The sequence below is a fragment of the Stenotrophomonas bentonitica genome (genome assembly GCF_013185915.1).
Lineage (GTDB): Bacteria > Pseudomonadota > Gammaproteobacteria > Xanthomonadales > Xanthomonadaceae > Stenotrophomonas > Stenotrophomonas bentonitica.
The window spans coordinates 81,110-107,080 of the sequence record NZ_JAAZUH010000001.1 but is presented as its reverse complement, the minus strand read 5'-3'; the positions used below and the strand labels follow the sequence as shown (position 1 = coordinate 107,080).

The 25,971-nt window shown below is 67.9% G+C and carries 20 protein-coding genes; 3 read left to right on the top strand and 17 right to left on the bottom strand.

Going from position 1 to position 25,971, the window contains the following annotated elements:
* Positions 1 to 146 precede the first annotated feature (146 nt).
* On the top strand, positions 147 to 1,016 hold the full coding sequence (locus tag HGB51_RS00445) for a crotonase/enoyl-CoA hydratase family protein (RefSeq protein WP_070206802.1): 870 nt from the start codon (positions 147 to 149) through the stop codon (positions 1,014 to 1,016).
* Positions 1,017 to 1,094: 78 nt separating this feature from the next.
* On the opposite strand, the gene HGB51_RS00440 is transcribed toward HGB51_RS00445, so the two are convergent.
* The 13 genes from HGB51_RS00440 to dapB all read right to left on the bottom strand — a co-directional run bounded on the left by HGB51_RS00440 (position 1,095) and on the right by dapB (position 20,090).
* On the bottom strand, positions 1,095 to 3,260 hold the full coding sequence (locus tag HGB51_RS00440; RefSeq protein WP_070206801.1) for an ATP-binding protein: 2,166 nt from the start codon (positions 3,258 to 3,260) through the stop codon (positions 1,095 to 1,097).
* Between the two features lie 10 nt (positions 3,261 to 3,270).
* On the bottom strand, positions 3,271 to 4,410 hold the full coding sequence (gene rpfG / locus HGB51_RS00435; RefSeq protein WP_070206785.1) for a cyclic di-GMP phosphodiesterase response regulator RpfG: 1,140 nt from the start codon (positions 4,408 to 4,410) through the stop codon (positions 3,271 to 3,273).
* Between the two features lie 203 nt (positions 4,411 to 4,613).
* Positions 4,614 to 6,131, bottom strand: coding sequence for a lysine--tRNA ligase (gene lysS / locus HGB51_RS00430; protein ID WP_070206784.1), 1,518 nt, complete (start codon positions 6,129 to 6,131; stop codon positions 4,614 to 4,616).
* A 78-nt stretch (positions 6,132 to 6,209) separates the two neighbouring features.
* A protein-coding gene (gene prfB, locus HGB51_RS00425; RefSeq protein WP_141739043.1) for a peptide chain release factor 2 occupies positions 6,210 to 7,335 on the bottom strand; the annotation gives its coding sequence in 2 pieces (ribosomal slippage) (positions 6,210 to 7,259 and positions 7,261 to 7,335; 1,125 coding nt in all).
* 70 nt (positions 7,336 to 7,405) lie between these two features.
* The gene (locus tag HGB51_RS00420) at positions 7,406 to 10,318 is read right to left on the bottom strand and encodes a VIT domain-containing protein (protein WP_070206783.1); all 2,913 of its coding nucleotides are present in this window, start codon (positions 10,316 to 10,318) and stop codon (positions 7,406 to 7,408) included.
* Positions 10,319 to 10,394: 76 nt separating this feature from the next.
* Positions 10,395 to 10,646 (bottom strand): hypothetical protein, encoded by a 252-nt coding sequence (locus HGB51_RS00415; RefSeq protein ID WP_141739039.1) that lies wholly within the window; start codon positions 10,644 to 10,646, stop codon positions 10,395 to 10,397.
* Between the two features lie 38 nt (positions 10,647 to 10,684).
* Positions 10,685 to 11,086, bottom strand: a complete 402-nt coding sequence (locus HGB51_RS00410) for a hypothetical protein (protein WP_141739038.1) — start codon at positions 11,084 to 11,086, stop codon at positions 10,685 to 10,687.
* Between the two features lie 233 nt (positions 11,087 to 11,319).
* Positions 11,320 to 12,984 carry a single-stranded-DNA-specific exonuclease RecJ gene (gene recJ, locus HGB51_RS00405; RefSeq protein ID WP_246233429.1) on the bottom strand — a complete coding sequence of 555 codons (1,665 nt, stop codon included), beginning with the start codon at positions 12,982 to 12,984 and terminating at the stop codon, positions 11,320 to 11,322.
* 210 nt (positions 12,985 to 13,194) lie between these two features.
* Complete coding sequence (locus HGB51_RS00400) at positions 13,195 to 14,115, bottom strand: phosphoglycerate mutase (RefSeq protein WP_070206780.1); 921 nt, start codon at positions 14,113 to 14,115, stop codon at positions 13,195 to 13,197.
* Between the two features lie 6 nt (positions 14,116 to 14,121).
* On the bottom strand, positions 14,122 to 14,586 hold the full coding sequence (gene greA, locus HGB51_RS00395) for a transcription elongation factor GreA (protein ID WP_484600366.1): 465 nt from the start codon (positions 14,584 to 14,586) through the stop codon (positions 14,122 to 14,124).
* Positions 14,587 to 14,594: 8 nt separating this feature from the next.
* Positions 14,595 to 17,837 (bottom strand): carbamoyl-phosphate synthase large subunit, encoded by a 3,243-nt coding sequence (carB, locus tag HGB51_RS00390; RefSeq protein ID WP_070206778.1) that lies wholly within the window; start codon positions 17,835 to 17,837, stop codon positions 14,595 to 14,597.
* 69 nt (positions 17,838 to 17,906) lie between these two features.
* Positions 17,907 to 19,037, bottom strand: coding sequence for a glutamine-hydrolyzing carbamoyl-phosphate synthase small subunit (gene carA, locus HGB51_RS00385; protein WP_070206777.1), 1,131 nt, complete (start codon positions 19,035 to 19,037; stop codon positions 17,907 to 17,909).
* Between the two features lie 324 nt (positions 19,038 to 19,361).
* Positions 19,362 to 20,090, bottom strand: coding sequence for a 4-hydroxy-tetrahydrodipicolinate reductase (dapB, locus tag HGB51_RS00380; protein ID WP_084738841.1), 729 nt, complete (start codon positions 20,088 to 20,090; stop codon positions 19,362 to 19,364).
* A 148-nt stretch (positions 20,091 to 20,238) separates the two neighbouring features.
* Here dapB and HGB51_RS00375 point away from each other — a divergent pair, with 148 nt between their 5' ends.
* Positions 20,239 to 22,140: a hypothetical protein gene (locus HGB51_RS00375; RefSeq protein ID WP_141739037.1), complete on the top strand. Its 1,902-nt coding sequence runs from the start codon at positions 20,239 to 20,241 to the stop codon at positions 22,138 to 22,140.
* Here HGB51_RS00375 and HGB51_RS00370 read toward each other — a convergent pair.
* The 4 genes from HGB51_RS00370 to HGB51_RS00355 form a co-directional block, all read right to left on the bottom strand.
* The gene (locus tag HGB51_RS00370) at positions 22,082 to 22,480 is read right to left on the bottom strand and encodes a hypothetical protein (protein ID WP_171966692.1); all 399 of its coding nucleotides are present in this window, start codon (positions 22,478 to 22,480) and stop codon (positions 22,082 to 22,084) included. The two genes, HGB51_RS00375 and HGB51_RS00370, sit on opposite strands and share 59 nt — an antisense overlap.
* Before the next feature lie 135 nt (positions 22,481 to 22,615).
* The gene (locus tag HGB51_RS00365; protein WP_070206773.1) at positions 22,616 to 22,879 is read right to left on the bottom strand and encodes a DUF6587 family protein; all 264 of its coding nucleotides are present in this window, start codon (positions 22,877 to 22,879) and stop codon (positions 22,616 to 22,618) included.
* Positions 22,879 to 24,735, bottom strand: coding sequence for a ferrous iron transporter B (feoB, locus tag HGB51_RS00360; protein ID WP_070206772.1), 1,857 nt, complete (start codon positions 24,733 to 24,735; stop codon positions 22,879 to 22,881). Before feoB ends, HGB51_RS00365 begins: the two co-directional genes overlap by 1 nt.
* Positions 24,732 to 24,986, bottom strand: a complete 255-nt coding sequence (locus HGB51_RS00355; protein ID WP_070206771.1) for a FeoA family protein — start codon at positions 24,984 to 24,986, stop codon at positions 24,732 to 24,734. The genes feoB and HGB51_RS00355 overlap by 4 nt, the downstream gene beginning before the upstream one ends.
* Before the next feature lie 119 nt (positions 24,987 to 25,105).
* On the opposite strand from HGB51_RS00355, the gene HGB51_RS00350 reads away from it, so the two are divergent.
* Complete coding sequence (locus HGB51_RS00350; RefSeq protein ID WP_070206798.1) at positions 25,106 to 25,894, top strand: enoyl-CoA hydratase-related protein; 789 nt, start codon at positions 25,106 to 25,108, stop codon at positions 25,892 to 25,894.
* The last annotated feature ends 77 nt before the right edge of the window (positions 25,895 to 25,971 follow it).

The following is a 25,971-nucleotide window of genomic DNA, read 5'->3' as shown; positions in this document are numbered from 1 at the left end:
TTCACGCCCTATTGACCACCTAGGCAAGGCGCCCGCCGACTTTATGCATTTCACCCCCCACCGCCGGTGTAGGATCGCGGCGTGTGGACCCGTCCGGCCTGCCGCCCACCGTCCTCCCAGCAGGCCAACCCGCCGAGGTGATCACCATGCATTCCATCGAAAAGCTCCCCTATGCCCGCGGCTACGCGACCATCCGCACCGAAACCACCGGCGACAACGCCGCCCACTGGTTGTTCATGCACGCCGATGCCGCCACCGGCATCCGTCCCTGCTGCCGCAAGGACATGCTGGACGAAATGTGGAGCGTGATGAGCCAGATCACCCTCTCCCCGGCCGAGCGCAACAGCGGCCGCCTGCGCCACTTCGTGCTGGCCTCCGACGCCACCGCCTACAACCTGGGCGGCGACCTGGCCCTGTTCGCCCAGCTGATCCGTGAAGGCAATCGCGACCGCCTGCTGGCCTATGCCCAGCGCTGCGTGGAAGGCGTGCACCACCTGCACACCGGCTTCGGCGGCGACGTCCGCTCGATCGCCCTGATCCAGGGCGACGCGCTGGGCGGTGGCCTGGAAATGGCCCTGGCCTGCCACACCATCATTGCCGAGGAAGGCTGCGGCATGGGCCTGCCCGAAGTGCTGTTCGGGCTGTTCCCGGGCATGGGCGCCTACTCGTTCCTGTGCCGCCGGGTGGCCCCGCAGCTGGCCGAGAAGATCATCCTCGAAGGCCGGGTCTACTCGTCCGAAGAAATGTTCGCCATGGGCGTGGTCGACATCCTGGTGCCCAAGGGCCAGGGCGTGAAGGCCGCCGAAGACCTGATCCGCCAGCAGCAGCGCACCCCGCGCAGCTACCTGGCAATGAACGCCGCGCGCAACCTGGCCCAGGCGGTGGGCTATGACGAGCTGCTTGAAATCACCAAGATCTGGGTCGATTCGGCCCTGGCCCTGGAAGACAAGTCGCTGCGGACCATGGACCGTTTGATCAAGGCGCAGACCCGTCGTGCGCAGTTCGATGCCGCGTAACGGCGCTACTGCCGGCAAGGGGGTTCGGTAAAAAAGCCCGGTGGAAACCGGGCTTTTTTCCATCCATCGACGCGCGCGTCAGCGCATGTCGATGCCGCCGTCGTCGCTGGATGCGGCACCGGGGCGCCGGCGTTCTTCCAGCGCCTGCCGGCCTTCCTTCACCGCCGTACGGATCAGCGTCATCCGCTCGCGCCATTCACTCTTGAGCTGCCAGTCGGCCATGTGCATGACCTCGCCGGCCCGGTACGCCACCCGCACCAACCCCAGGTTGCTGGCTACGCCCTTGATGGCGTGGGCCTGCTCGCGCAGGATCAGCCAGTCGCCGCGTTCGCCCGCTTCCATGGCCGCGCCCACGCACTGCGTGGCGTCGGCCAAGCACTGGCGGATGAACTCCTGTTCGAAGCCCTCGCCCATGCCCAGCGCGGCCAGCTCGTCGAGCACGCCGGTATCGAGCACGCCCACCGCGACCGGGGCCGGCTGGACGACCGACGTGCGTGCCTTGAGGCCGTCATTGGCGGCGATTTCAGCCAGGGTATCGAGCAGGCGCACCGGCACCACCGGCTTGCCGAAGAAGGTATGCGCACCGGCCTGGGTGCACTGCTGGATGGATTCGGGGGTGACGTCCGCGCTGAGCACGAGCACCGGCGTGCGGGGGGCGCCACCGGCCTGCAGCACGCGCAGTTCCTTGAGCATGTCCAGCCCGCTCATGCCGGGCATGTGCAGGTCGACGATGGCTACGTCGTAGTCGCTCTCGGCCATGGCATCGAGCACCGCTTCGCCGCCGTTGACGCACACCACCTTGTGCCCGGCCTTCTGCAGAAGACGCTGCAGTACCAGCCGGTTGGCCTGGTGGTCGTCGGCCACCAGCACTTTCATGCTGCGCACCCGGGCGCGATGGCGCAGGAACGGGTCGGCGAAGGCAATCACGTTGTCCGGCGCAGTGGCGCTGCCCTCCCCGACCACGGCCGGGGTGTACTCGCCCACCACCACCGGCGGCAGCGCGAACGGCAGTTCGAACCAGAAGCAGCTGCCCTGCGGCGGATTCTCGGCATAGCCGATCTGCCCGCCCATGGCCTCCACCAGGCCGCGCGAAATCGAGGTGCCCAGCCCGCTGCCCTCGTGGCGGCGACCCAGGCTCACATCGGCCTGCTCGAAGGCCTGGAACAGGCGCGCACGCATGTCCGGCACCACGCCGATGCCGGTGTCGAGGATGTCGAAGCGCAACCGCACCTGGCCCTCGTTCTCCTCGCGCAGCTGCGACACGCGGATCTCGATGCGGCCGTGCTCGGTGAACTTGACCGCGTTGCCGGCCAGGTTGAGCAGGATCTGGCGCAGGTGGCCGAGGTCGCCACGCAGCAGCTTCGGCACGCCGGCGGCCACCTTGACCTGGTAGTCGAGGCGCTTGACCTTGGCCTGCGGCATCAGGATCAGCCCGATCGACTGGATCACGTCGTCCAGCGAGAAGTCCTCGGCCACAACGCGCAGCTTGCCGGCCTCGATCGCGGAGATGTCCAGCACCTCCTCCACCAGCGCCAGCAGGCTGCGCGAGGACGCCTGGATGGTGTTGACGCACTCGCGCTGCTCTTCATCCAGCGTCGTGGTGGCCAGCACCTCGGTCATGCCGGAGAGGCCGTTCAGCGGGGTGCGGAACTCATGGCTCATGTTGGCCAGGAAGCGGCTCTTGGCTTCACTGGCGCGACGCGCCTCGTCCATGGCGTGGGTCAGCTGGCGCAGCAGCGTGGCGAAGTACAGCGGCACCGCCGCCAGGCCCAGCCACAGGCCGAAGCCGAGGCGCGCGTTGGCCTGCCAGTAGTCGGTGACCAGCACGGTCACCCCGAAACTGACCAGCGCCATGCCCACGGCGGTGTACAGGTACTTGTTGCCGAAGCGCATGCCGTTGCCGACGGTCACCCACATCACCACGATGTAGACCCAGGCCAGCGGTTCGCCCATCTGCACCATGCCGGCGGCGATCAGGCCGTAGTCGGCCAGCATGCCGGCCACCCGGCGCGGGTCCGAGCGCCCGGGGTGCGCCAGCAACCACGCGAACAGCAGCACCGACAGCGTCAACCCGGTCAGCACGATGCCCAGCACCACCTGGTACTGATGGTGCGGCAGGTCGTGGCGCGGACCGGGAAGCAGCACGTAGCCCAGGATCAGCACGATCAGCACCATGCGCACGATGGCCTGGCCGTGCTCGGTGTCGGGACGGTTGCCCAGCCGCTGCTTCAAGGTGTCGAACATGCTCTGCACCTCACATCCCCGGGCGTGCCGACGCAGTGGAGTGCTGCGCGCAGATATCGTCGAGCTGCTGCCGGCCACGCAGCAGGGCATCCACGCAGCGCGGGTCGAACAGGCGCCCGCGCTGTGCGTACAGATAGGCCAGGGTGGCTTCCATCGTCCAGGCGTCCTTGTAGGGCCGGGGCGAAATCAGCGCGTCGAACACGTCGGCCACCGCCACGACCCGCGCTTCAAGCGGGATCGCGTCGCCGCGCAGGCCATCGGGATAGCCGCTGCCGTCGTAGCGTTCATGGTGGCGCAGTGCGATCAGCGCGCCGACCTGGATGAAACGGTTCTGGCTGCCACTGAGCAGCTCGTAGCCGATGCGCGGGTGCCGGCGCATGATCGCCAGCTCCTCGTCGTCGAGCTTGCCCTGCTTGAGCAGTACCGCATCGGGAATGGCGATCTTGCCCATGTCGTGCAGTGGCGCGGCCGCCTCGATCAGCTTGACCTCTTCTTCCGGCAGCCCCAGCTGTTCGGCGATCAACCCGGCCACGTGCGCCATGCGCTCGAGATAGGCGCTGGTGCCCGCATCACGGAACTCGATCGCACGGGCCAGCCGCGACAGCGTCTCGCGCTCGCGCTCTTCCACCTCGTGCATGCTGGCGAGCAGGCGCTGCTCCAGCGACATCGCGCGTTGCTTCACGTTCTCGGACTGCTGGCGCAGCTGCAGCAGGTTGTAGCAGCGCGCCCGCAGCTCGCGCGGACGGATCGGCTTTACCAGGAAGTCGATCACCCCGGCTTCCAGCGCGGCCTGGCGGATCGGCTCGTCGCCGACCACTGTGATCAGGATCACCGGAATATCGCGGTGCTTGGGCAGGCGGCGGAAGCGGCGGGCAAATTCCAGGCCGTCCATTTCCGGCATGCGGTAGTCGAGCAGCAGCAGGTCGACCCCGTGCGATTCGCACCAGGCCAACGCCGTGAGCGGGTCGCCGAAGTCATGCACGCTCAGTTCCGGCGCGATGTCCTCGATGACATGACGCAGCATGGTGCGCGCGGACGTCTGATCGTCAACGATGACAATATTCAAGGCTGCTTCCGCCGTCTTCCTGGACCACACTGGAACATGCTGCGGAGACGATACTCCGCTGCTTTGTACTCCGGCACCTTGCATGGGACCCACCTCCGGTCATGATTCCCCCGTTCATGATCTTGGCCGTGCCGTGATGCGTGTGTCACGCACGGGCCGTCCAGCGCTCATGATCCGTGGCCGTCGCCCATAGGGCGCCTCAATAGGCCACGCAGAAACCATACTCGTCCGGCCATCCCAGCGGAACCCCGCCGGGTCGCCCCAGGGGGTCCTTCCGGACCTGCGTCTCAGTTTTCGGGACGCATGTAGGGGAACAGGAGCACGTCGCGGATCGAGCTGCTGCCGGTCAGCAGCATCACCAGCCGGTCGATGCCGATGCCCAGGCCGCCGGTCGGGGCCATACCGTACTCCAGCGCACGGATATAGTCGGCGTCGTAATGCATGGCCTCGTCATCGCCGCCCTCCTTGGCCGTGACCTGGGCCTGGAACCGGGCCGCCTGGTCTTCCGGGTCGTTCAGCTCGGAGAAGCCGTTGGCCAGCTCCTTGCCGTTGATGAACAGCTCGAAGCGGTCGGTGTAACCCGGCTGGTCGTCGTTGGCGCGGGCCAGCGGCGAGACCTCGACCGGGTGGTCGGTGATGAAGGTCGGCTGCACCAGGGTGTGCTCGACGGTGGCTTCGAAGATCTCCAGCAGCAGCTTGCCCCAGCCGTAGGACGGCTTGACCCGGATCTTCAGGCGCTCGCAATGGCGCAGCAGCGCCTCGCGGTCGGTGCAGTCGGCCAGGCTGATCTCCGGGTTATGGTGGCGTACCGCCTCGTCCATGCGCCAGCGGCGGAACGCCGGGGCCAGGTCGATGGTGGCGCCGTCCCACTCCACGGTGGTGGTACCCAGCACCTTGCTGGCCACGTCACGGATCACACCTTCGGTCAGGTCCATCACTTCGGTGTACGTGGCGTAGGCCTCGTACAGCTCCATCATGGTGAATTCCGGGTTGTGCCGGGTGCTGACGCCTTCGTTGCGGAAGTTGCGGTTGATTTCGTACACCCGCTCCAGCCCACCCACGACCAGGCGCTTGAGGTACAGCTCCGGGGCCACGCGCAGGTACAGGTCCAGGTCCAGCGCATTGTGGTGGGTGGTGAACGGCTTGGCCGTGGCGCCGCCGGGGATGTAATGCATCATCGGCGTTTCGACTTCCAGGAAGTCGCGGTTGTCCAGCCAGGCGCGCATGGCGCGGATGATCCGCGAGCGCTTGATGAACACCTCGCGCGACTCCGGGGTCACGATCAGGTCGACGTAGCGCTGGCGGTAGCGCTGCTCCACGTCGGCCAGGCCATGCCACTTGTCCGGCAGCGGGCGCAGCGACTTGGTCAGCAGGCGGATGCTGGTCGCCTTGACCGACAGCTCGCCGGTCTTGGTGCGGGTCAGCCCGCCTTCCACGGCGATGATGTCGCCCACGTCCCAACCCTTGAAGGCGGTGTAGGCATCACCCAGGGTGTTGCCCTGCAGGAACAGCTGGATGCGGCCGGACTCGTCCTGAATCTGGGCGAAGCTGGCCTTGCCCATCACCCGCTTGGCCATCAGCCGACCGGCCATCTTCACGGTGCGGTCGGTGGCTTCCAGCGTTTCGGCGGTCCACTGCTCGGCATCGGCGTATTCGGCTTGCAGGCTGCCGGAGAAGTCTTCGCGGCGGAAGTCGTTCGGGTAGGCGATGCCCTGCCCGCGCAGCGCGGTCAGTTTCGCGCGGCGCTCGGCGATGAGGCTGTTCTCGTCGACGGGGGTCTGCGGCGCGGCGGTCTGATCGTTCATGGCGTGGGTCTGTGTCTTGGGGGGGTTGGACAGTGAGGGAGGTGAAGCAGCATCGGGCCGCACGTGGCGGCCCGACGGTCAGGCGTCGAGGCGTTTGGAGCCGACTTCCAGGCCCGACTTCAGGCTGGCTTCGACGAATTCGTCGAGGTCGCCGTCGAGCACCTTCTGCGTATCCGAACGCTCGATGCCGGTGCGCAGGTCCTTGATACGGCTCTGGTCGAGCACGTAGTTGCGGATCTGGCTGCCCCAGCCGATGTCGGACTTGGTTGCTTCCACGGCGTCACGCTCGGCGTTGCGCTTCTGGATTTCCAGCTCGTACAGCTTGGCAGCCAGCATCTTCATCGCGTTGTCGCGGTTCTGGTGCTGGCTGCGGCCGGTCTGGCAGGCCACGACCGTATTGGTCGGGATGTGCGTGATACGCACTGCCGATTCGGTCTTGTTGACGTGCTGGCCACCGGCGCCGGACGAACGGTACACGTCGGTACGCAGGTCGGCCGGGTTGATGTCGATCTCGATGTTGTTGTCCACTTCCGGGGACACGAACACCGAGGTGAAGCTGGTGTGGCGGCGGTTGTCCGAATCGAACGGCGACTTGCGCACCAGGCGGTGCACGCCGGTTTCGGTCTTCAGCCAGCCGTAGGCGTAATCGCCTTCCACGCGCAGCGTGGCCGACTTGATGCCGGCGACGTCGCCACCGGACACTTCCATCAGCTCGGTCTTCCAGCCACGCGATTCGCACCAGCGTAGGTACATGCGCAGCAGGATTTCGGCCCAGTCCTGGGCTTCGGTACCACCGGCACCGGCCTGGATGTCGACGAACGCCGGGGCGGTGTCCATCTTGCCGGAGAACATGCGCTGGAATTCCAGCTGCTCCACGTGCTTCTGGTACTTGTTCAGGTCGGCGACCACGGCCAGGGCGGTATCTTCGTCCTGTTCGCTTTCAGCCAGTTCCAGCAGTTCGGTGGATTCGGTCAGGCCGTCCAGGATGGTGGCGATGCCACCGACGGTCTTTTCCAGCATGGAACGCTCGCGGCCCAGGTTCTGGGCGTACTCGGCGTTGTTCCAGATGTCGGGGTTTTCCAGCTCCCGGGTTACTTCTTCCAGACGCTCTTTCTTGGCGTCGTAGTCAAAGATACCCCCTGAGCGAGACCACGCGATCGGTCAGATCGGTGATTCGCTGGCGCACGGGATTGAGCTCGATCATATCGGCGGTAATGAAGGCTTGGGACAAGACCGACGATTATAGCGTCCCAAGCCCCGTTCATGTTCAAGGGTCAGCGGACCTCGAACTCCCCGACCAGCACGGTCTCGGCATCGTCCTTCAACCGCAGGGTCACGTACTGGTCCTGCTGGCGCCGGCTGCCCCAATGGGTGCTGAGCCGCAGGGTCAGCGTGGTCGCGCCGGTCACCAGCTGCTCGCGGCTGCCGAAGTAATTGGCCTCCACCCTGTACTTCCCGGGCTTGGCCTGGCGCAGCGAGAACTGCTCCGGACCGTAGCCGCCGGTGAAGTCGCGCGACATCTGGCCGCCCTGGTACGTCAAGCGGTTGCCGTAATAGGCACGTTCACCATTCGGGTCGGTCACCCACAAGTCCATGTCGCTGTTGTCGCTGTCCCAGCTCAGCACCACGCGCAGGTCCAGCGGCATCGCCCTGCGCAGGCGCGGGTCAACGGCACTCGCATCCACGCCCGTCCGGGCCACCAGCGTGGTCAGCTCGTCCAGCGCGATCAGCGAGATGCCATCGAAGCGCGCATCCCACGGCCGCACCACCACTTCGTTGAACGCCGCCAGTGCTTCCGCCGGCTGGCCGTCAGCTTCCAGTGCCAGGGCGAGGTCGCGGAAGCTCTGCGGCTCCTCTTCGCCCAGCGCCAGCACATCCCGGAACACGGGCACGGCCAGCGCCGGCGCCTTGGCCTGCATCAACCGGTAGCCCAGCACGCGCAGCACGTGGCGGTTCTCCAGCTGCATCTCGGCAAGGTTCGAAAGCACCCGCAGGGCTAGGTCGCGTTGGCCGTGGGCCAGCAGGATGTCGGCCACGTCCAGATAGAACGCGCTGCTGTCAGCGTGGTCGTCGCGCTCCTGCAGGTACAGCGTGTAGACCGCGTCTGGGCGCGCCGCACGCAGGCGACGGGCGTAGGCCGAATCCGGCGCCCACGCAGCGACGCTGATCTTCAGCGCACCGCGGTTGGCGGGGTCATCGGCGGTGTAGGCATCGGACTCGGCCTGCATGCGGGCACCGGTGACCTCGATCCGGTCCAGCGAGGCCGAGCGCGCTGATTCCTGTTGGCGCTGCGCACTCTCGGCGGCCATCATCATGGCTGCGGCCGGCGCAGGCGCAGGCGGCGCGGGCGGTGCCATCGCCATGGGCGCGGACATCGCCTTGGCCCGTTGGGCGACCGGCGGCGCACCCTTGGGCCACGAGCGGTTCCACCAGGCTTCGCGCTGGGCGAACTGCGCCGCCAGCGAGTCCAGGCGCTGGCGACGTGCAGTGGCATCGTCGGCCAGGGTGATCGCGTGCTGGCGGTCGTATGCCTGCTGCAGCGGGCCGGCCGGGCGGATGCCGTACCGCAGGTAATCGTCCAGGGTTTCGAGCACCAGCAGCGAAGTGTCGGGACCGACCAGTCCGAAGCGCTGCGACAGCGCCTGGCTCGCCGCGCGATTCGCGCCCGGGTCGCCCGCCAGCGCCCGACGCTGGGCATCGGCCCAGGCATGGGCGACCAGCTCGCCGCCGGTGTCGGGGATGTCGGCCAGCGGCACCGTCACAGTGTGTCGCGCGCCGTGTGCGTCCGGCACCTGCAGCGTTAGCACCGCGTCCCCACGTTGCACCCGCCCGAGCACCCGCACCCACCCGTGGCCGGCACGCTCCGCATCGACCCGCAGGTCTGCCAGTCGTTCGCCGTCGGCCGCCACCTCCGCCGGGTTGTCGCGCAGCAGGCGCGCGGCGGCAGCCTCCACATCACCAGCCCCGTCCACCACGAGCAGCTGGCCCCGTCCGGCGCGGGTCCAGGCGCGCAGGCGGTCGCTGTCGGTCTGCGCGCCGGCGCCGCTCAGCGCGTACAGGCGCTGCCGAGCACCCAGCTCAGGCCGGTCGCGCTTGTCGTAGTTGGCCAGACCGTCGCTCACCAGCAGGTACTCGTCCACGTCGGCCTGCGCGGTCCAGTCACCCAGGGCGCTGGCGCCGTCGCGCGGCAACGCCTCCAGATGGCGGCGCAATGCGCTCCAGTCGCCCTGGCGGATCGCGAAATGGCGGGTCGGCTCGGCACGGTCACGCAGAACGGTCAGCTGCACCTCGCCGTTGCCGATGGCGCGGAAGTACCGATCGAGCACCGCCAGTTCCGAGGCGGTGTCGCGGTTGCGCGCCGAACCCGAGGCATCCCACAGCAGCCCCACCCGGCGCGGCAGCGGGCGTGCATTCCCCTGCACCGGAACCGGCACCTGCACCATCACGTACTGCTCGCCATCGAAGCGGCCGCGCACCGCGTCCACCCCGCGCGGCAGCGGCAGGGTCCAGCCCAATTGTGCGGGCAATGCCGTGCCGGGGCCCTGCCAGCGGCTCCGCCACGCGCCGTCGTGTGGGGCGAGCACCAACGGTGCCTTTCCGTTGGCCACCGGCACGCCACTGCCCACGGCATCAAGGCTCAGCTGCACCGACTGCGCCTGCCGCGCGAACTGCAGCGGCAGGGTCCAGCGCAGTCCCTGCGCCTCCACCGGCAGCGCTTCGCGCACGGTGATCGCCACCCGCCGTGTACCCAGCGCCGGAATCGGGTAGATGCGCAGCCGGAACTGGTTGCCCGCTGTCTGCTCAAGCAGGCCCGGATCGACCCCGCGCCGCTCAATCGCCTCGAACACCTGGCGCCCCTGCGCCTTGGGCACCGGCACCGCGTCGCGCAGCTCTCCGCCGATATCCAATGCGAAGCCGGTCACCTGCTGGCCTTCGGCCAGGGGAAACTCCAGCGACCCTTCCAGTACGCGGCGATTGGGGTTGCGGAACACCAGCTCGATCCGGGTTTCGCCCAGCCCTCCCGCCACGCGGCTGTCGATGCGGGCCTGCTCCAGCAGCACCGGCTGCTCGGCCCTGGCGACCTTCAACACCGGCGCGGCAACCTGCTGCGCCGCCGCGCCCTGCCCCAGCGCCGTGCCGACCCACACCACGAAACCCAAGCCGATCCTGCGCAGCAGGCTGTCCATGTGACGCTCCAGATCCGATGACGACAGGTTCAACGCATGAGGATAGGAAACGGGGTTGAATCAACCCAGGGATGGATCAGAAGGGGAAGTGCGCAGAGCAGGCGTTCACGATGTCGAAGAGCCGCCGAAGGAGTGCGTAGTCCTGCTCTTCGTCGCTGTCGGTGAAGAACCTGTAGCCCACTGGATCCGCACTGCTGCGGTAGAAGATCAGGAACGCCCCAGCGGAATCATCCCGGACGGTAAGCTCGAACTCATCGGTTTCCGTCTTGATGACGTCCCTGTCGTAACCGGATGACCACGTCAACTCGCCTGCGTTGGTCTTGGCCACGACCTTCTCGATGAAATCCCGAACTTTTGCCGGCAACATCAGACGCCCGCCTCTTGCCGTGCGAGCACCTCTGCCGCCGCCTTGATTCGCATCAACATATCATTCAATGAAGTTCGTGCTGAATTGTTCATGGGTCTCCTTGTGTCACTGGTCATTGCTCGCTGAAGCAACTGCTCAACCTTGGCGAGCTGTGTAGCGATTTCGCTGCCTTCATCCCGGAGCACATGCTTGAAATCAAGGCGTGCGGTGAACCGACGTGCAATCTGCGTGGCCCTGAGCGCCGCAGTGTAGTCTTCCTTGCGAGCTCTCTCGCTGACTTCATCCACCAGCGCAATGATCTCGATACAGAGCGTTCGTGCTTCCTGCCGAGCGCTGGCAGAAAGCGCCAGACTTACAGCGTTTGTGGCCGTTCCTGCATGGAAAACTTCACCAACTGCCACCACAAGCGCTACCAGCGTGGCAACGCCACACCAGTAGGTGAAAGAATCGATTCTGTCGGGAGCAGCCCAACTCCCGCTCAAGCACACTAGCAGGATGCAAATAGCGCCGGAAGCGACACCGTACGTCCATCTAACATGCGACATGAACCCCGCCACCCACGCTGCCTCGACCGTCTGGCCATCGCGTCGAGCCTAAAGCCCGGGATCCGCCATCGCAGTCAGCCCATCCCCAATCACGCGTCGGTGCAGTGCTCGATGATCAGCTGGATGGCGCCGCCGCCGCGGTAGTCGTCGCTGACCAGACGATAGGCGATGTGTACGGTGTTGGCCGGGGCATTGCCGCGCCAGCCGCTGAAATGGATGGCGTTGATCGGTTCGGCGCGGCCGGGGACGCGCAGGCTGAGCTTGAGGTGCTTTTCCTTCAGCACCTGCCAGCGGGCGACCTGGAAGTGGCCATCGAAAAGCGGTTCCGGGAAGCCCTGCCCCCATGGGCCGGCCAGGCGCAGCGCTTCGGCGTGGCGGAAGTCCAGCTCGGTCGGCGCCAGTTCGCCATCGCTCATCAGCAGCTGCTGCAATGCGGCCGGGTCCATGCTGGATTCGACAACCGCTACGAACGCCTGCTGGAACTCCTGCAGGCGCGCATGCGGCAGGCTCAGGCCGGCGGCCATGGCGTGGCCACCGAACTTGTCGATCAGGCCGGGATGCGCGGCATTGACCAGCGCCAGCGCGTCACGGATGTGGAAACCGGCGATGGAGCGGGCCGACCCACGCAGCGAATCGCTGCCCGGTTCGGACGGTGCAAATGCAATTACTGGACGGTGCAGGCGGTCCTTCATCTTCGACGCGACCAGGCCGACCACGCCGGGGTGCCACTCGGCGTCGAACAGGCAGGCCGCGATCGGGCGTTCGCCTTCGGCACTCAACACGGCGCGTGCCACCGCCAGCTCGGCGTCGTCGGTCATCAGCTGCTGGACGGCGCGACGTTCCGAGTTGATCTGCTCCAAGGTCTGGGCGATCTCGCGTGCCTGGGAGCGGTCTTCGGTAAGCAGCAGCTCAATACCAAGCGCCATGTCCTCCAGTCGACCTGCTGCGTTGAGACGCGGGCCGATGGCGAAGCCGATGTCCGTTGCACTCAATCGTGCGACGTCGCGGCCGCTCGCTTCGATCAATGCCTGCAAGCCGACACAGCCCTGCCCTGCGCGCAGACGGCGGAGACCCGCGCTGACCAAGGCGCGATTGTTGGCGTCCAGCGCAACCAGGTCAGCCACGGTGCCGACGGCAACGAGGTCCAGCAAGGTCAGCAGATCCGGTTCCGCACCCGGCGCGAACGCGCCCTGTTGGCGCAGCTGGCGGCGCAGCGCCATCAGCACGTAGAAGATCACCCCGACGCCGGCCAGGGCCTTGCTCGGGAAGGCATCGCCGTTGATGTTCGGGTCGACGATGGCGTCGGCCGGTGGCAGCTGTTCGCCGGGCAAGTGGTGGTCTGTGACCAGCACCTTCCAGCCCAGCGCCTTGGCCGCGTTTACACCGGCGTGGCAGGCAATGCCATGGTCGACGGTGACCAGCAGGCCCGGCTTCAACGGCGCCAATTCTGCAACCAGGGAAGGCGACAGCCCGTAGCCGTGCAGCATGCGGTTGGGCACTGCATGCACCACGTCGCGCGCGCCGAGCATGCGCAGGCCGCGCACGCCCACGGCGCACGCGGTGGCGCCGTCGCAATCGAAATCGCCCACCACCAGGATACGCGCGTTGCTGGCGATGGCCTCGGCCAGCAGATCCACCGCAGCCTGCATGCTGCCCATCAGTTCCGGGGCGTGCAGCTGTGCGAGCTTGGGCTGCGCCTGGGCGGCGTCGGTGACACCGCGCGCGGCGTACAGACGCTGCAACAGGGGCAGCATTTCGCCCGGCCATTCGCCGAGGGAAGGGATGGAGCGGCGTTGGATCTGGGGGGAATCGGAAGCGGTCAAGGCAAGCTCGGTCAGGTGCGGGAGCACGGCGCGAATGCCGTTGACGACATGATACCGCCCCGGTAGAGCCACGCCCTGCGTGGCTGCTCTTCGCCGAACAGGTGCAGCCACGCAGGGCGTGGCTCTACCCCCCGGTGGGAATCAGGCTTCGTGGAGCTGGACCGGCTTTTTCCAGAAGCGCCAGCGCTGGCCCTTGTCCAGCTCGAAGCGCGCGCCGTCCTCGAAATCCAGTACCAGGCGGCGGAGCTCGCCGCGCTGCAACGCCGAGAGCAAGGGACGGATCGCATCATTGCCGAGCTGCTCCAACGAACGCAGCTGGCGCAGGTCTACAAGCGCATCCACCTGCTGGTCGCCGTCCGCCTGCACGCCCGCCGCCTTGGCCAACGCCTGCAGCAGCGCGTCACGGCTGCGGACCTGGGCATGCGCGGTACGCACCGCCTCGGGCAGCTCGCCGCCGCCCCAGAACCACAGCGAATTGACCGCGCGTTTGCCGGCAGCCACGCGCTGCGCGTTCCACGGGTGCTGGTGCAGCACCACCTGCGCCTCGGTCAGCAGCGCACGCCAACGGCGGCCTGCATCGCCCTCGGGCAGGAAGGCAAACAGATCATCGCCGAGTACATCGTCGGGCGCGGCAAACGCCGGCAGCGTGGTGCCCGGCGGCAGGCGCAGGTACCAGCGCGACGGGGTCGGCGCGTCCAAGGTGAAACCGTAACCGGCGAACAGCGGTTGCAACGCCGGCAACAGCGCGGCCACGTCGTCGGCCTCGAGCCGCAGCGTGTCGCCATGGCCCATCATCCGCGCGCCGTGCATGTCCGGCACCACGTTGGCCGGGTCGGCGCGCAGCCACACCCCGTCGTGGGCATCGCCCACGTCGAGCTGGCGGGTCAGCGCGGCCACCGGCCAGTGCGCCGGCTGCAGCTGGAAATGCCGCTGCAGCTGGGCACGCTCGCCGGCGTCGACGCTGCTGCGCTCGGCACGGCCGAGCGCCCTGGCCACGTCATCGGGCAACGATGCGGCGGGAAACCGGCTGCGTGCCGGCAGCAACAACGTTGCCGTGGCCATGGGCGGTCAGGCCACGTACTGCACGGCGACGATTTCGTACTCGCGCTGGCCGGCCGGTGCGTCGATGGTGACGCTGTCGCCCTCGTTCTTGCCGATCAGCGCACGCGCCACCGGCGACGAGATGGCGATCAGGCCCAGTTTGATGTCCGCCTCCAGGTCGCCGACGATCTGGTACTGCTTCTCTTCGTCGGTATCCACGTCGGCCAGGGTCACGCTCGCACCGAACACGACCTTGCTGCCCGCATTGAGCTTGCTGATGTCGATGATCTCGGCATGCGAGAGCTCACCTTCCAGCTGCTTGATGCGGCCTTCGATGAAGCCCTGCTCTTCGCGCGCGGCGTGGTACTCGGCGTTCTCCTTGAGATCGCCGTGTTCGCGCGCCTCGGCGATCGCCGCGATGACCTTGGGGCGCTTGACCGACTTCAGGTGGTCCAGCTCGTCGCGCAGACGCTGCGCGCCCTTCAGGGTGATCGGTGCTCTCATGCGTTCAACTCCTTGTGCAGCTCCTGCAGCGACCAGACCGGGCCGGTACCGCGGAATTCCAGGGATTGCACCAGCGCCTTGGCGCCGGCAATGGTGGTCGAATAGGTCACGCGGTGCTGCAGCGCCTCGCGACGGATCGAGAACGAGTCGTTGATCGCCGCGCGACCTTCGGTCGTGTTGACGATATACACGATCTCGCCGTTCTTGATCGAGTCGACGATGTGCGGCCGACCTTCAACCACCTTGTTGACGATCTCGCAGTCCATGCCGTGCTGCTGCAGCCATGCAGCGGTGCCACGAGTGGCGACCAGGCTGTAGCCGCGCTCCAGCAGGGCCTGCGCCACCGGCAGCACGCGCTTCTTGTCCGGGTCGCGGACCGAAACGAAGGCCTTGCCCAGCGGCGGTGCCTTGATGCCACCGGCTTCCTGCGCACGCGCGAAGGCGGCGCTGAAGCTGCGGCCCACGCCCATCACCTCACCGGTGGAGCGCATTTCCGGCCCGAGGATCGGGTCGACGCCCTGGAATTTGGCGAACGGGAAGATCGCTTCCTTGACCGAGTAGTAGTCCGGCACGATCTCCTTGGTCGCGCCCTGCTCGGCCAAGGTCTTGCCGGCCATGCAGCGCGCGGCGATCTTGGCCAGCGCCATGCCGGTGGCCTTGGACACGAACGGCACGGTGCGCGAGGCACGCGGGTTCACTTCCAGCAGGTACACGATGTCCTGGCCGTCGTCGCCGGCCTGGATCGCGAACTGGGTGTTCATCAGGCCGACCACGTTCAGGGCCTTGGCCAGTTCCACCACCTGGCGACGCAGTTCGGCCTGGGTTTCAGCCGACAGCGAGTACGGCGGCAGCGAGCAGGACGAGTCGCCCGAGTGCACGCCGGCTTCTTCGATGTGTTCCATCACGCCGCCGATCAGCACGTTGCCGTCCTTGTCGGCAATGATGTCCACGTCCACTTCCACTGCGTTGTCCAGGAAGCGGTCCAGCAGCACCGGCGAATCGTTGGAGACCTTGACCGCATCGCGCACGTAGCGCGCCAGGTCGGCTTCACCGTAGACGATTTCCATGGCGCGGCCGCCCAGCACGTAGCTCGGGCGCACCACCAGCGGGTAGCCGATCTCGCGGGCCAGCAGCAGGGCTTCCTGGTCGTTGCGGGCGATGCGGTTCGGCGGCTGCTTCAGGCCCAGCTTGTCCACCAGCTGCTGGAAGCGCTCGCGGTCTTCGGCCAGGTCGATGGAGTCCGGCGAGGTGCCGATCACCGGCACGCCATTGGCTTCCAGCGCGCGCGCCAGCTTCAGCGGGGTCTGGCCGCCGTACTGCACGATCACGCCCTTCGGCTGTTCCAGCTCGACGATTTCCAGCACGTCTTCCAGCGTCAGCGGCTCGAAGTACAGGCGATCGGAGGTGTCGTAGTCGGTCGAGACGGTTTCCGGGTTGCAGTTGACCATGATGGTTTCATAACCATCGTCGCGCAGCGCCAGTGCCGCGTGCACGCAGCAGTAGTCGAACTCGATGCCCTGGCCGATGCGGTTCGGACCGCCGCCCAGGATCATGATCTTGTCGCGGTTGCTCGGCGCCGCTTCGCATTCGTCCTCGTAGGTCGAATACAGGTAGGCGGTGCTGGTGCCGAACTCGGCCGCGCAGGAGTCCACGCGCTTGTAGACCGGGCGCACCTTGTGCGCACGGCGCAGCGCGCGCACGGCGGCTTCGTTGGTGCCGGTCAGCTCGGCCAGGCGCGCATCGGAGAACCCGGCACGCTTGAGCTTGCGCAGGCGCGCGGCGTCGAGCGCGTCGAGGCCGTCGGCGGCCAGCTGGGTTTCGGCCTGGATGATCTCTTCGATCTGGTCCAGGAACCACGGGTCGATGTGCGACAGCGCGAACACCTCTTCCACGCTGAAGCCGGCGCGGAACGCGTCGCCGACGAAGAACAGGCGCTCCGGGCCCGGGGCCTTCAGCTCGCGCTTCATCGTGGCGATGTCGTCTTCGTTGGCCAGGTCCAGGCCGGTCGGGTCGAGCCCGATCTTGCCGGTTTCCAGGCCACGCAGGGCTTTCTGCAGCGACTCCTGGAAAGTGCGGCCCATCGCCATCACCTCGCCCACCGACTTCATCTGGGTGGTCAGGCGGGCGTCGGCGGCCGGGAACTTCTCGAAGGCGAAGCGCGGGATCTTGGTGACGACATAGTCGATCGACGGCTCGAACGACGCCGGGGTCAGGCCGCCGGTGATTTCGTTCTTCAACTCGTCCAGGGTGTAACCCACGGCGAGCTTGGCAGCGACCTTGGCGATCGGGAAGCCGGTGGCCTTGGAGGCCAGCGCCGACGAACGCGACACGCGCGGATTCATTTCGATCACCACCACGCGACCGGTGGTCGGGCTGATGCCGAACTGCACGTTGGAACCGCCGGTGTCCACGCCGATCTTGCGCAGCACCGCGATGGAGGCATCGCGCAGGCGCTGGTATTCCTTGTCGGTCAGGGTCTGGGCCGGGGCCACGGTGATCGAGTCACCGGTGTGCACGCCCATCGGGTCCAGGTTCTCGATCGAGCAGACGATGATGCAGTTGTCGGCGGTGTCGCGCACCACCTCCATCTCGAATTCCTTCCAGCCCAGCACCGACTCTTCCACCAGCACTTCGGTGGTCGGCGACAGTTCCAGGCCACGGGTCACGATATCGACCAGCTCTTCGCGGTTGTAGGCGATGCCGCCGCCGCTGCCGCCCAGGGTGAAGCTGGGGCGGATGATGGTCGGGTAGCCGACGCGGGTCTGGATCTCGATCGCTTCTTCCAGCGTGTGCGCCACCGCAGCGGTCGGGCATTCCAGGCCGATCTCGCCCATCGCCACGCGGAACAGCTCGCGGTCTTCGGCCATGCGGATCGCGTCGCGCTTGGCGCCGATCAGTTCGACGTTGTACTTCTCCAGCACGCCGTTGTCGGCGAGGTCCAGCGCGCAGTTCAGCGCGGTCTGGCCACCCATCGTCGGCAGCAACGCGTCGGGCTTCTCCTTGGCGATGATCTTCTCGACCGTCTGCCAGTTGATCGGCTCGATGTAGACGGCGTCGGCCATCTCCGGGTCGGTCATGATCGTGGCCGGGTTGCTGTTGACCAGCACCACGCGATACCCCTCGTCACGCAGGGCCTTGCAGGCCTGGGCGCCGGAGTAGTCGAACTCGCAGGCCTGGCCGATGACGATCGGGCCGGCACCGATGATGAGGATGGTCTTAAGGTCAGTGCGCTTGGGCATTGTCTTCTCTAAGTCAGTACAGCGTGTCGGGGTCATCCGGCGCCGCGCCGAAGGCAGCGGCGCCTCGAATCAGGCCTTGGCCTGCGCCATCAGGGCGATGAAGCGGTCGAACAGCGGGCTGACGTCGTGCGGACCCGGCGAAGCCTCGGGATGGCCCTGGAACGAGAACGCCGGCACGTCGGTGCGCGCGATGCCCTGGTTGGTGCCGTCGAACAGCGAGCGGTGGGTCACGCGCAGGGTGGCCGGCAGGGTCGCTTCATCCACCGCGAAACCGTGGTTCTGCGAGGTGATCATCACGCGGCCGTCGTCCAGGTCCTGCACCGGGTGGTTGGCGCCGTGGTGGCCGTGGCCCATCTTGACCGTCTTGGCGCCGGAGGCCAGCGCCAGCAGCTGGTGGCCCAGGCAGATGCCGAACACCGGCAGCTGCTTGTCCAGGAACACCTTGATCGCCTCGATGGCGTAGTCGCACGGCTCCGGGTCGCCCGGGCCGTTGGACAGGAACACGCCGTCCGGATTCATCGCCAGCACCTCGGCGGCCGGGGTCTGCGCCGGCACCACGGTGATGTCGCAGCCGCGCTCGGCCAGCATGCGCAGGATGTTCAGCTTGGCGCCGAAGTCATACGCCACCACCTTGTACTGCGGGGCGGCACTGACGAACGTGTTGGAGTCCAGGTCGAGCTGGCCCTCGTTCCAGCTGTAGGCCTTTTCGGTGCTGGTCACCTTGGCCAGGTCCATGCCCTTCAGGCCCGGGAACTTGCGCGCCGCTTCCAGCGCCACGGCCACGTTGAGGTCGTCGCCGGCCATCAGGGCGCCGTTCTGCGCGCCGCGTTCGCGCAGGATGCGGGTCAGCTTGCGGGTGTCGATGCCGGAAATGGCCACCACGCCACGCTGCAGCAGCCAGTCCTGCAGCGAGACCTGGCTGCGCCAGTTGCTGGGACGGCGCGGCACGTCGCGCACGATCAGGCCGGCCGACCAGACCTTGTGGGCCTCGTCGTCCTGGTCAGTCATGCCGGTGTTGCCAATATGCGGGTAGGTCAGCGTGACCATCTGCCGTGCGTAGGAGGGATCAGTCAGCACTTCCTGGTAACCGGTCATGGCGGTGTTGAACACCACCTCACCGACGGACAGGCCGGGCGCGCCTACGGATTCGCCCTCGAATACGGTGCCGTCTTCGAGGACGAGGATTGCGGCTTGGGTCACGGGAATCTCACTTTGGCTACCGAGGGGGTCGCCGAAGTCACGCCACGCTTCACGGAAAAGCGGTTGCAAAAAAGCGCGGACTGCGGTGCGGGACCGGTCCGGCTGTCGTGATTCGGCGAGCGGGAATTGTAATGGGAAGGGCGCCCCGGCGCCAGTGGTTGTGCGTATTCACGATGGGCCGATGCGTGATGAACCACGCAGGACACGCAGGGCGGTACGCTTGCGCAGGGTCATGGCGTTGACACGCATGGCGTGTCACTACGACCCTTGGTCGAACGGGGCGTAGAGACACGCCATGCGTGTCCCACGCTACGCAGGCCTCGTTCAGGTACCCGAACCCGCCAATAGATCCCGGACCCGGTAACTGCCCGCAGCCCGCCCATTCAGCTGAATGGCGGCAAACAGCGCACCGCGCGCGAAGATATCCCGGTTGGTGGCCCGGTGGGTCAGCTCGACGCGTTCGCCCAGCCCGGTGAACTGGACCAGGTGCTCGCCCACGATGTCACCGGCACGCAGGCTGGCGTAATGCGGCTGCGCCCCGCCCTTCTGTGCGGCGGCGCCCAGCGTGAGCGCGGTGCCCGACGGCGCGTCCTGCTTGTGCACATGGTGGGATTCGACGATGTCGCAATCCCACCCGGCCAGCGCCGCAGCGGCGCGTTCGACCAGTTCGTCCAGCACCGCCACGCCGAGCGAGAAGTTGGAGGCCCACACCAGCGGGATCTTCGCGGCGGCCGCGATCAGCGCCTGGCGCTGGCTTTCACTGATCCCGGTGGTCCCCGACACCAGCCCTGCCCCGCGCTCCACGCACAGCGCCAGCACCGGGTCGAAGCCTTCCGGGAGGCTGAAGTCGATGGCCACGTCGAACTGTGGCGCGCCGTGCAGTTCGCTGGCGGCGAAATGCGGCACGCCTTCGACCACGCGCTGGGCCGGCGAACGACGGGTGATGGCGGCAACGACCTGCAGGTCGTCGCGCTCGGCGGCCAGCCGCAGCAGCGCCTGGCCCATGCGACCGGACGCGCCGTGGATGAGAATGCGAAGGGGGGACGTAGTCATGCATGCAGGCTAGCGGGTGCAGGCAAGCGCGCACAAGGGGCAGCTGGGACAACCGCAGCTGACCCGCGATCCACGGTGTCGCGATTACATCCTGCGGTGGGATCGACGCTTGCTTAGGTTCTTCGCACCCCACGCGAGGACAGCCCCGATGCAAGTCATCTACCGAAGCACCAGCACTCCGTCCGTGTTCGCCTGTCCACCGTCGATGCAGGACGCTGCCGGCGGGAAATGCCGCTCGCTGCCCGACGTGCAACCGCTGGCACGGGTGCTGGCGTCCATCCACAACGGCCTGTCGCGTGCGACCTCCCGGCTGTCGCTGCATTCCAGCCTCGCCGACGACGACTGCGCGCTGCTGGACCTGGGTTCATCGACCTCGCTGGGCTGCGGCGACCTGCGCGAAGACACCCCGTCGCCCGCCACCGCCCGGCAGCTGGCCGACTGTCACGCCATGCTGGCGCTGCCGCGCGACCGCGCGGTCCAGATCGACGCCAGCGGACGCCTGCTGGCGGTGCCCGACGGCGCGGCCGAGTACCTGCTGCTGCGCCAGCATGGACTGGCGGTGGCGTCGGCCACGCACACTGCGGGCGTGCTGCGGCGAGGCGGTTTCCAGCCCCCGGGCGACGGCGTGTCGACCGTGGGCGGCATCGCCGATGCCCTGGCCCGACTGGGCGAACGTACCTACCATCGCGCCCTCCCGGCCGAGGTCTGCGCGGCCACCGCTGCGGCCATCACCGAATCGATGGCGCGCGACAGCGGACATGCGGACCCGTGGCACCAGTTCGGCCTCGACCTGGCACGCAACCCGTACACGCTCGACGGTCGGCCCGAGACTGCATTGACCGCGTTCCAACAGGCGCTGCACCCGCTGCCGCCGCTGCAGCAGCGGCTGGCCCAGGAACTTCACCAGGGGCTGCTGGCCCCGCTCGAAGCCTGCATCTTCTTCGGCAACGTGCTGCACCCGGGCGGCGCCCTGCTGCGCAGCGACGATGCCCGTGACCCCACCGCGCCGCGCGCCAGTACGCGTTACCACCTGGCCCTTGGCCAGCAGGGCGATGGCGATGGCCGCGCCCTGCTGACGGTCCACCACGACCGCCCGCTGGGCTCGGCCCTGCCCCGCACGGCCGGACTGGATGCGCTGCCGGAGCAGCGCACGCTGACCCGCGATTCGGCCTACCACGTCACCCTGCGCGTACGCTGCTCGCCGACCGGCACGGTGACGGTCACCGGGGAGCACGCCGTGCGCCTGCGTTATCCGCAAACGATGTCCCCCTCCGCATCGGAGCCGACCGGCACAGGCAAGCAGCCCACCGTCGACGTCCACGTGCATGGCCTTCTGACGGCCGCCATCATGGACCTGCATGCACAGGCGCTCAGCCGCCGCCCGGACGCCGTGGCCCTGCACCTTGCGGCCATTGACCCGGACACCGGCGCATCGGGCATTGTCGGCCTGCTGGCCCTGGCCCGGATGCTGGACGCGCAGACCGGGCGCCAGGCGGTGCTGGGGCCCGAGCTGGCCCGGTTCGCGTTCGCCGAACTGCGCCGGTGCGCGGAGCGCGCTCGCCAGCACATCGACCTGCCCCACCTGGCCCTGCTGAAGCAGGCGCTGCTCGGCACCCGCGGCGACGGTGCCGCGCCGCTGCACGGCCTGCCCGCGCATGGCCACTGGCAGCATGCGCGCCAGGAGCTGTGCGTCCTGCTCGCCGCCCTGCTGTACCGCAGCGCCGAACAGAGCCCAGTGCCCGCCCTGGACGCACTGGCCACCCGTACCGAGCGCCGCGAGCGCGACCGCCAACTCGGTCAGTTGATTCAGGCCGCCCGGGCCGGGCGATGGCCGGAGTTGACCGCCCTGCTGCCCAGCGAGCGCTTCGGCATGTGGCGCACCACGCGCGTGCAGCGTCCAGCGGCGTGCGCTTTCCAGCACGGCGACAGCGCCGGTTACCTGGAGGTGGCGCTGGGCTGCCTGAACGCGCTCGACCCGCGGGTGGGGACGCTCAGCCCACCGGTTCGAACAGGCCGCTCTGCGCCATCGCGCCCTGCAAGCCTGCGTTGAAGGCCTCACGCTGCTGCATGCCCAGCGGCGTACCGCGCTGCAGGGCCTGCAGCAGCGCGCGCACGGACGGATCCAGCGCATTGACCAGGATCGGGCTGCGGCTGGCGACCGGCCACAGCGTGTCGAACGGCACCTGGCGGTGCACCAGTTCCTGCAGCAGCTCGATGGCCTGCACTTCGGTGTCCGGCAGGTCATGTGCGACCGGCAGGCTGCGCGACATCTTGGGTACCGGTTCGCCGTTGCGGACATCGACCGGCGCCGGCGACAACGACCGTTTGCGGGCGTTCTGCAGCACGGCAGGCGCCGGCGCCGTCGCGGGGTGGCAGGAATCACAATTCACGGCATCTCCAGGGGCAGCGTCCGTGCACGCAGCCCGGAACATCCAGAACCCCCACCTTGCCAGAGTGCCGGCCCGCGCACCGGGCCCATCGCGACGCCCGGCCCGCAGGTCGCACGATGCAACGCCGCGCTTGGCTCAGCGCTTGGGGCGGGCCGCCGGCGGCGTGGGCCCGCAGCTGTCGCAACCGCCGCACCCGGCGCCGCCGCTGTTGGCCGGCGGTGCGATCCGCCGACCGAGGGCCTGCAACCACGCCGCCCGCTGCGGCTTCAGCAGGGACAGCGCGGCCGCCCCACGTACCCGGCGCACGGTGCCGGGCATCTGCTTCTTCACCACCACCCACGCGCTGGCCAGCACGATCAGTGCGACCACCACGTACTGCAGCAGCAGGCCGGTGTCCATCAGCCGCCGCCCAGCGCCACGGTCACCTGGTAGGTGACCAGCGCAGCCACGTAAGCGGCCGCGAACAGGTAGAAGGTGGCAAAGCCAACCTGCTTCCAGGAGTTGGTCTCGCGCTTGATCGTGGCCAGGGTGGAAATGCACATCGGCGCATAGATGAACCACACCAGCAGCGACAGCCCGGTCGCCAGCGACCAGCCGTTGGCCACCACCGGGGTCAGCGCCTGGATGGCAGCGTCGTCGTCAGCGGCCGACAGCGCGTAGATGGTGGCCAGCGACGACACCGCCACTTCGCGCGCGCCCATGCCCGGGATCAGCGCGATGCAGATCTGCCAGTTGAAGCCCAGCGGCGCGAAGAACACCGCCATGGCGTGGCCGATCTGGCCGGCGAAGCTGTAGTCGATGGCCGGCATGGTCGCGTTTTCCGGCGCACCGGGGAACGACAGCAGCACCCACAGCAGGATGGTCAGCGACAGGATGATGCCGCCCACGCGCTTGAGGAAGATCATGCCGCGCTCGTACAGGCCCACCGCCAGGTCGCGCGGGTGCGGGATGCGGTACGACGGCAGCTCCAGCATCAGCGGATGCTCGCTCTTGTCGCGGCGCCACTTCTTCATCACCCACGACATCGCCAGCGCGCTGAGGATGCCGGCCACGTACAGGCCGAACAGCACCAGGCCCTGCTGGCTGACGAAGCCCCACAGCGTCTTCTGCGGGATGAAGGCGCCAATCAGAAGCGCGTACACCGGCAGGCGCGCCGAACAGGTCATCAGCGGCGCCACCAGGATGGTGGCCAGGCGGTCGCGCGGATCCTGGATGCTGCGGGTGGCCATGATGCCCGGCACCGCGCAGGCGAAGCTGGACAGCAGCGGGATGAACGAACGGCCGGACAGGCCGGCCGAGGCCATCGTGCGGTCGAGCAGGAACGCCGCGCGCGGCAGGTAGCCGGATTCTTCCAGTGCCAGGATGAAGGCGAACAGGATCAGGATCTGCGGCAGGAACACCACCACCCCGCCGACGCCGGCGATGATGCCGTCGGTGAGCAGGCTGGTCAGCGGCCCGGCCGGCAGGTTGGCGCCGACCACTTCACCGAGCCAGCCGAAACCTGCCTCGATCCCGTCCATCATCGGCGTGGCCCAGGCAAACACCGCCTGGAAGATCAGGAACATCACCACCACCAGGGTGATCAACCCGAACACCGGGTGCAGCAGCCAGCGGTCCAACGCGTCGTCGATCTTCGCGGTGCGGGTCGGCATGCTCACCGCGGCGGCGAGGATGTCGCGCACCTGCATGTGGTAGTCGGTTTCCCCGGCGACGGCCGCCACCGGCGCGTCCAGGTGCGGCACCATCGCATCCAGGCGTTCGACCAGCGCGCGGGCGCCGTTGCGGCGCACCGCCACGGTTTCCACCACCGGCACGCCCAGCGCCTTCTCCAGTGCCGGCACGTCGATCCTGATGCCACGGCGCTCGGCCGCGTCGACCATGTTCAGCGCCACGATCATCGGCTTGCCCAGCTCACGCAGCTCCAGCGCGAAACGCAGGTGCAGGCGCAGGTTGGTGGCGTCGATCACGCACAGCAGCACGTCCGGTGCCGCCTCGCCCGGGTAGAAGCCCCGGCACAGGTCGCGGGTGATCGCCTCGTCCAGGCTGGCCGGCTGCAGGCTGTAGGCACCCGGCAGGTCGAGCACCGCGAATTCGCGACCGGACGGCGCGCGCAGGCGGCCTTCCTTGCGTTCCACGGTCACGCCGGTGTAGTTGGCGACCTTCTGGCGGCTGCCCGTGAGCTGGTTGAACAGCGCGGTCTTGCCGCTGTTGGGGTTGCCGACCAGGGCAACGCGCAGGGTGGCGGCGGCGTTCATGCGGCGGCCTCCGGCATTTTGACGCTGATTTCGATACGCGCCGCTTCGGTACGGCGCAGCGCGAAACGGGTGAACCCGACCTGCACCAGCAGCGGTTCGCCGCTGATGGGACCACGGGCTACCAGACGCACATCTTCACCCTTTACAAAACCCAGCTCCTTGAGCCGGCGGGCGATCGCGTCGTTTGCATGGAGGTCGCGCACGTATTCCACCTGAGCGGAGCCGTGCAGCGGCAGATCGGACAACGTCACAGGTCGCCTTCGGTCGATAAGAATGGTTATCAATTCTAGCATCGCCGCGCCGCGTCATGGCCCGCCCCGCCTGGACCGCTATGATCCATACATGTATGGAGCAGGCGCAGGCCCCCAAGATGAGTGACGCTTTACGGATTGAACGCAGCGCTGCGGTGCTGACCCTGTGGCTGGACCGCCCCACCCTGCACAACGCCTTCGACGCCGGGCTGATCGCCGCGCTGACCGCCGCGCTGGACGCGGCCGGGCGCGACCCGCAGGTCCGCGCGGTGGTGCTGGCCGCGACCGGCGCCTCGTTCTCGGCCGGCGCGGACATGCAGTGGATGCGCGGCATGGCCGCCGCCAGCGAGGAAGACAACCGCCAGGACTCGCTGGCCCTGGCCCGGCTGATGCGGACCCTGGACGAGCTGCCCAAGCCGACCATCGCCCGGGTCCACGGCGCCGCGTTCGGTGGCGGGGTCGGCCTGGTGGCCTGCTGCGACATCGCCATTGCCAGCACCAGCGCCCGTTTCGGCCTGACCGAAAGCCGCCTGGGCCTGCTGCCGGCTGTGATCTCGCCCTATGTGATCGACGCGATTGGCCCGCGCCAGGCCCGGCGCTGGTTCGCCACCGGCGAGCATTTCGATGCGGAAACCGCGCTGCGGATCGGGCTGGTGCACCAGCTGGTCGAACCTGAACGCATCGACGAGGCGGTGCAGCGCCAGCTTGGCCTGCTCGACAAGGCCGGCCCGATCGCCGCGTCGTCGGCCAAGGACCTGGTGCGCCGGGTCGCGGCCGGTCGCGACCGCGACGCCACCGACCGCGACAACGCCGCATTGATCGCGCGCCTGCGGGTCTCGGCCGAAGGCCAGGAAGGGCTCGGCGCGTTCCTGGACAAACGCGCCCCGCACTGGGTCAGCCAGGACTGAACGCGGCCGCTGGCCGCTTTGTTTCCCGTCCCGCGTATCTCCCTGTCGTGGCCCGCCAGGGAACTGCGCCGTCAATT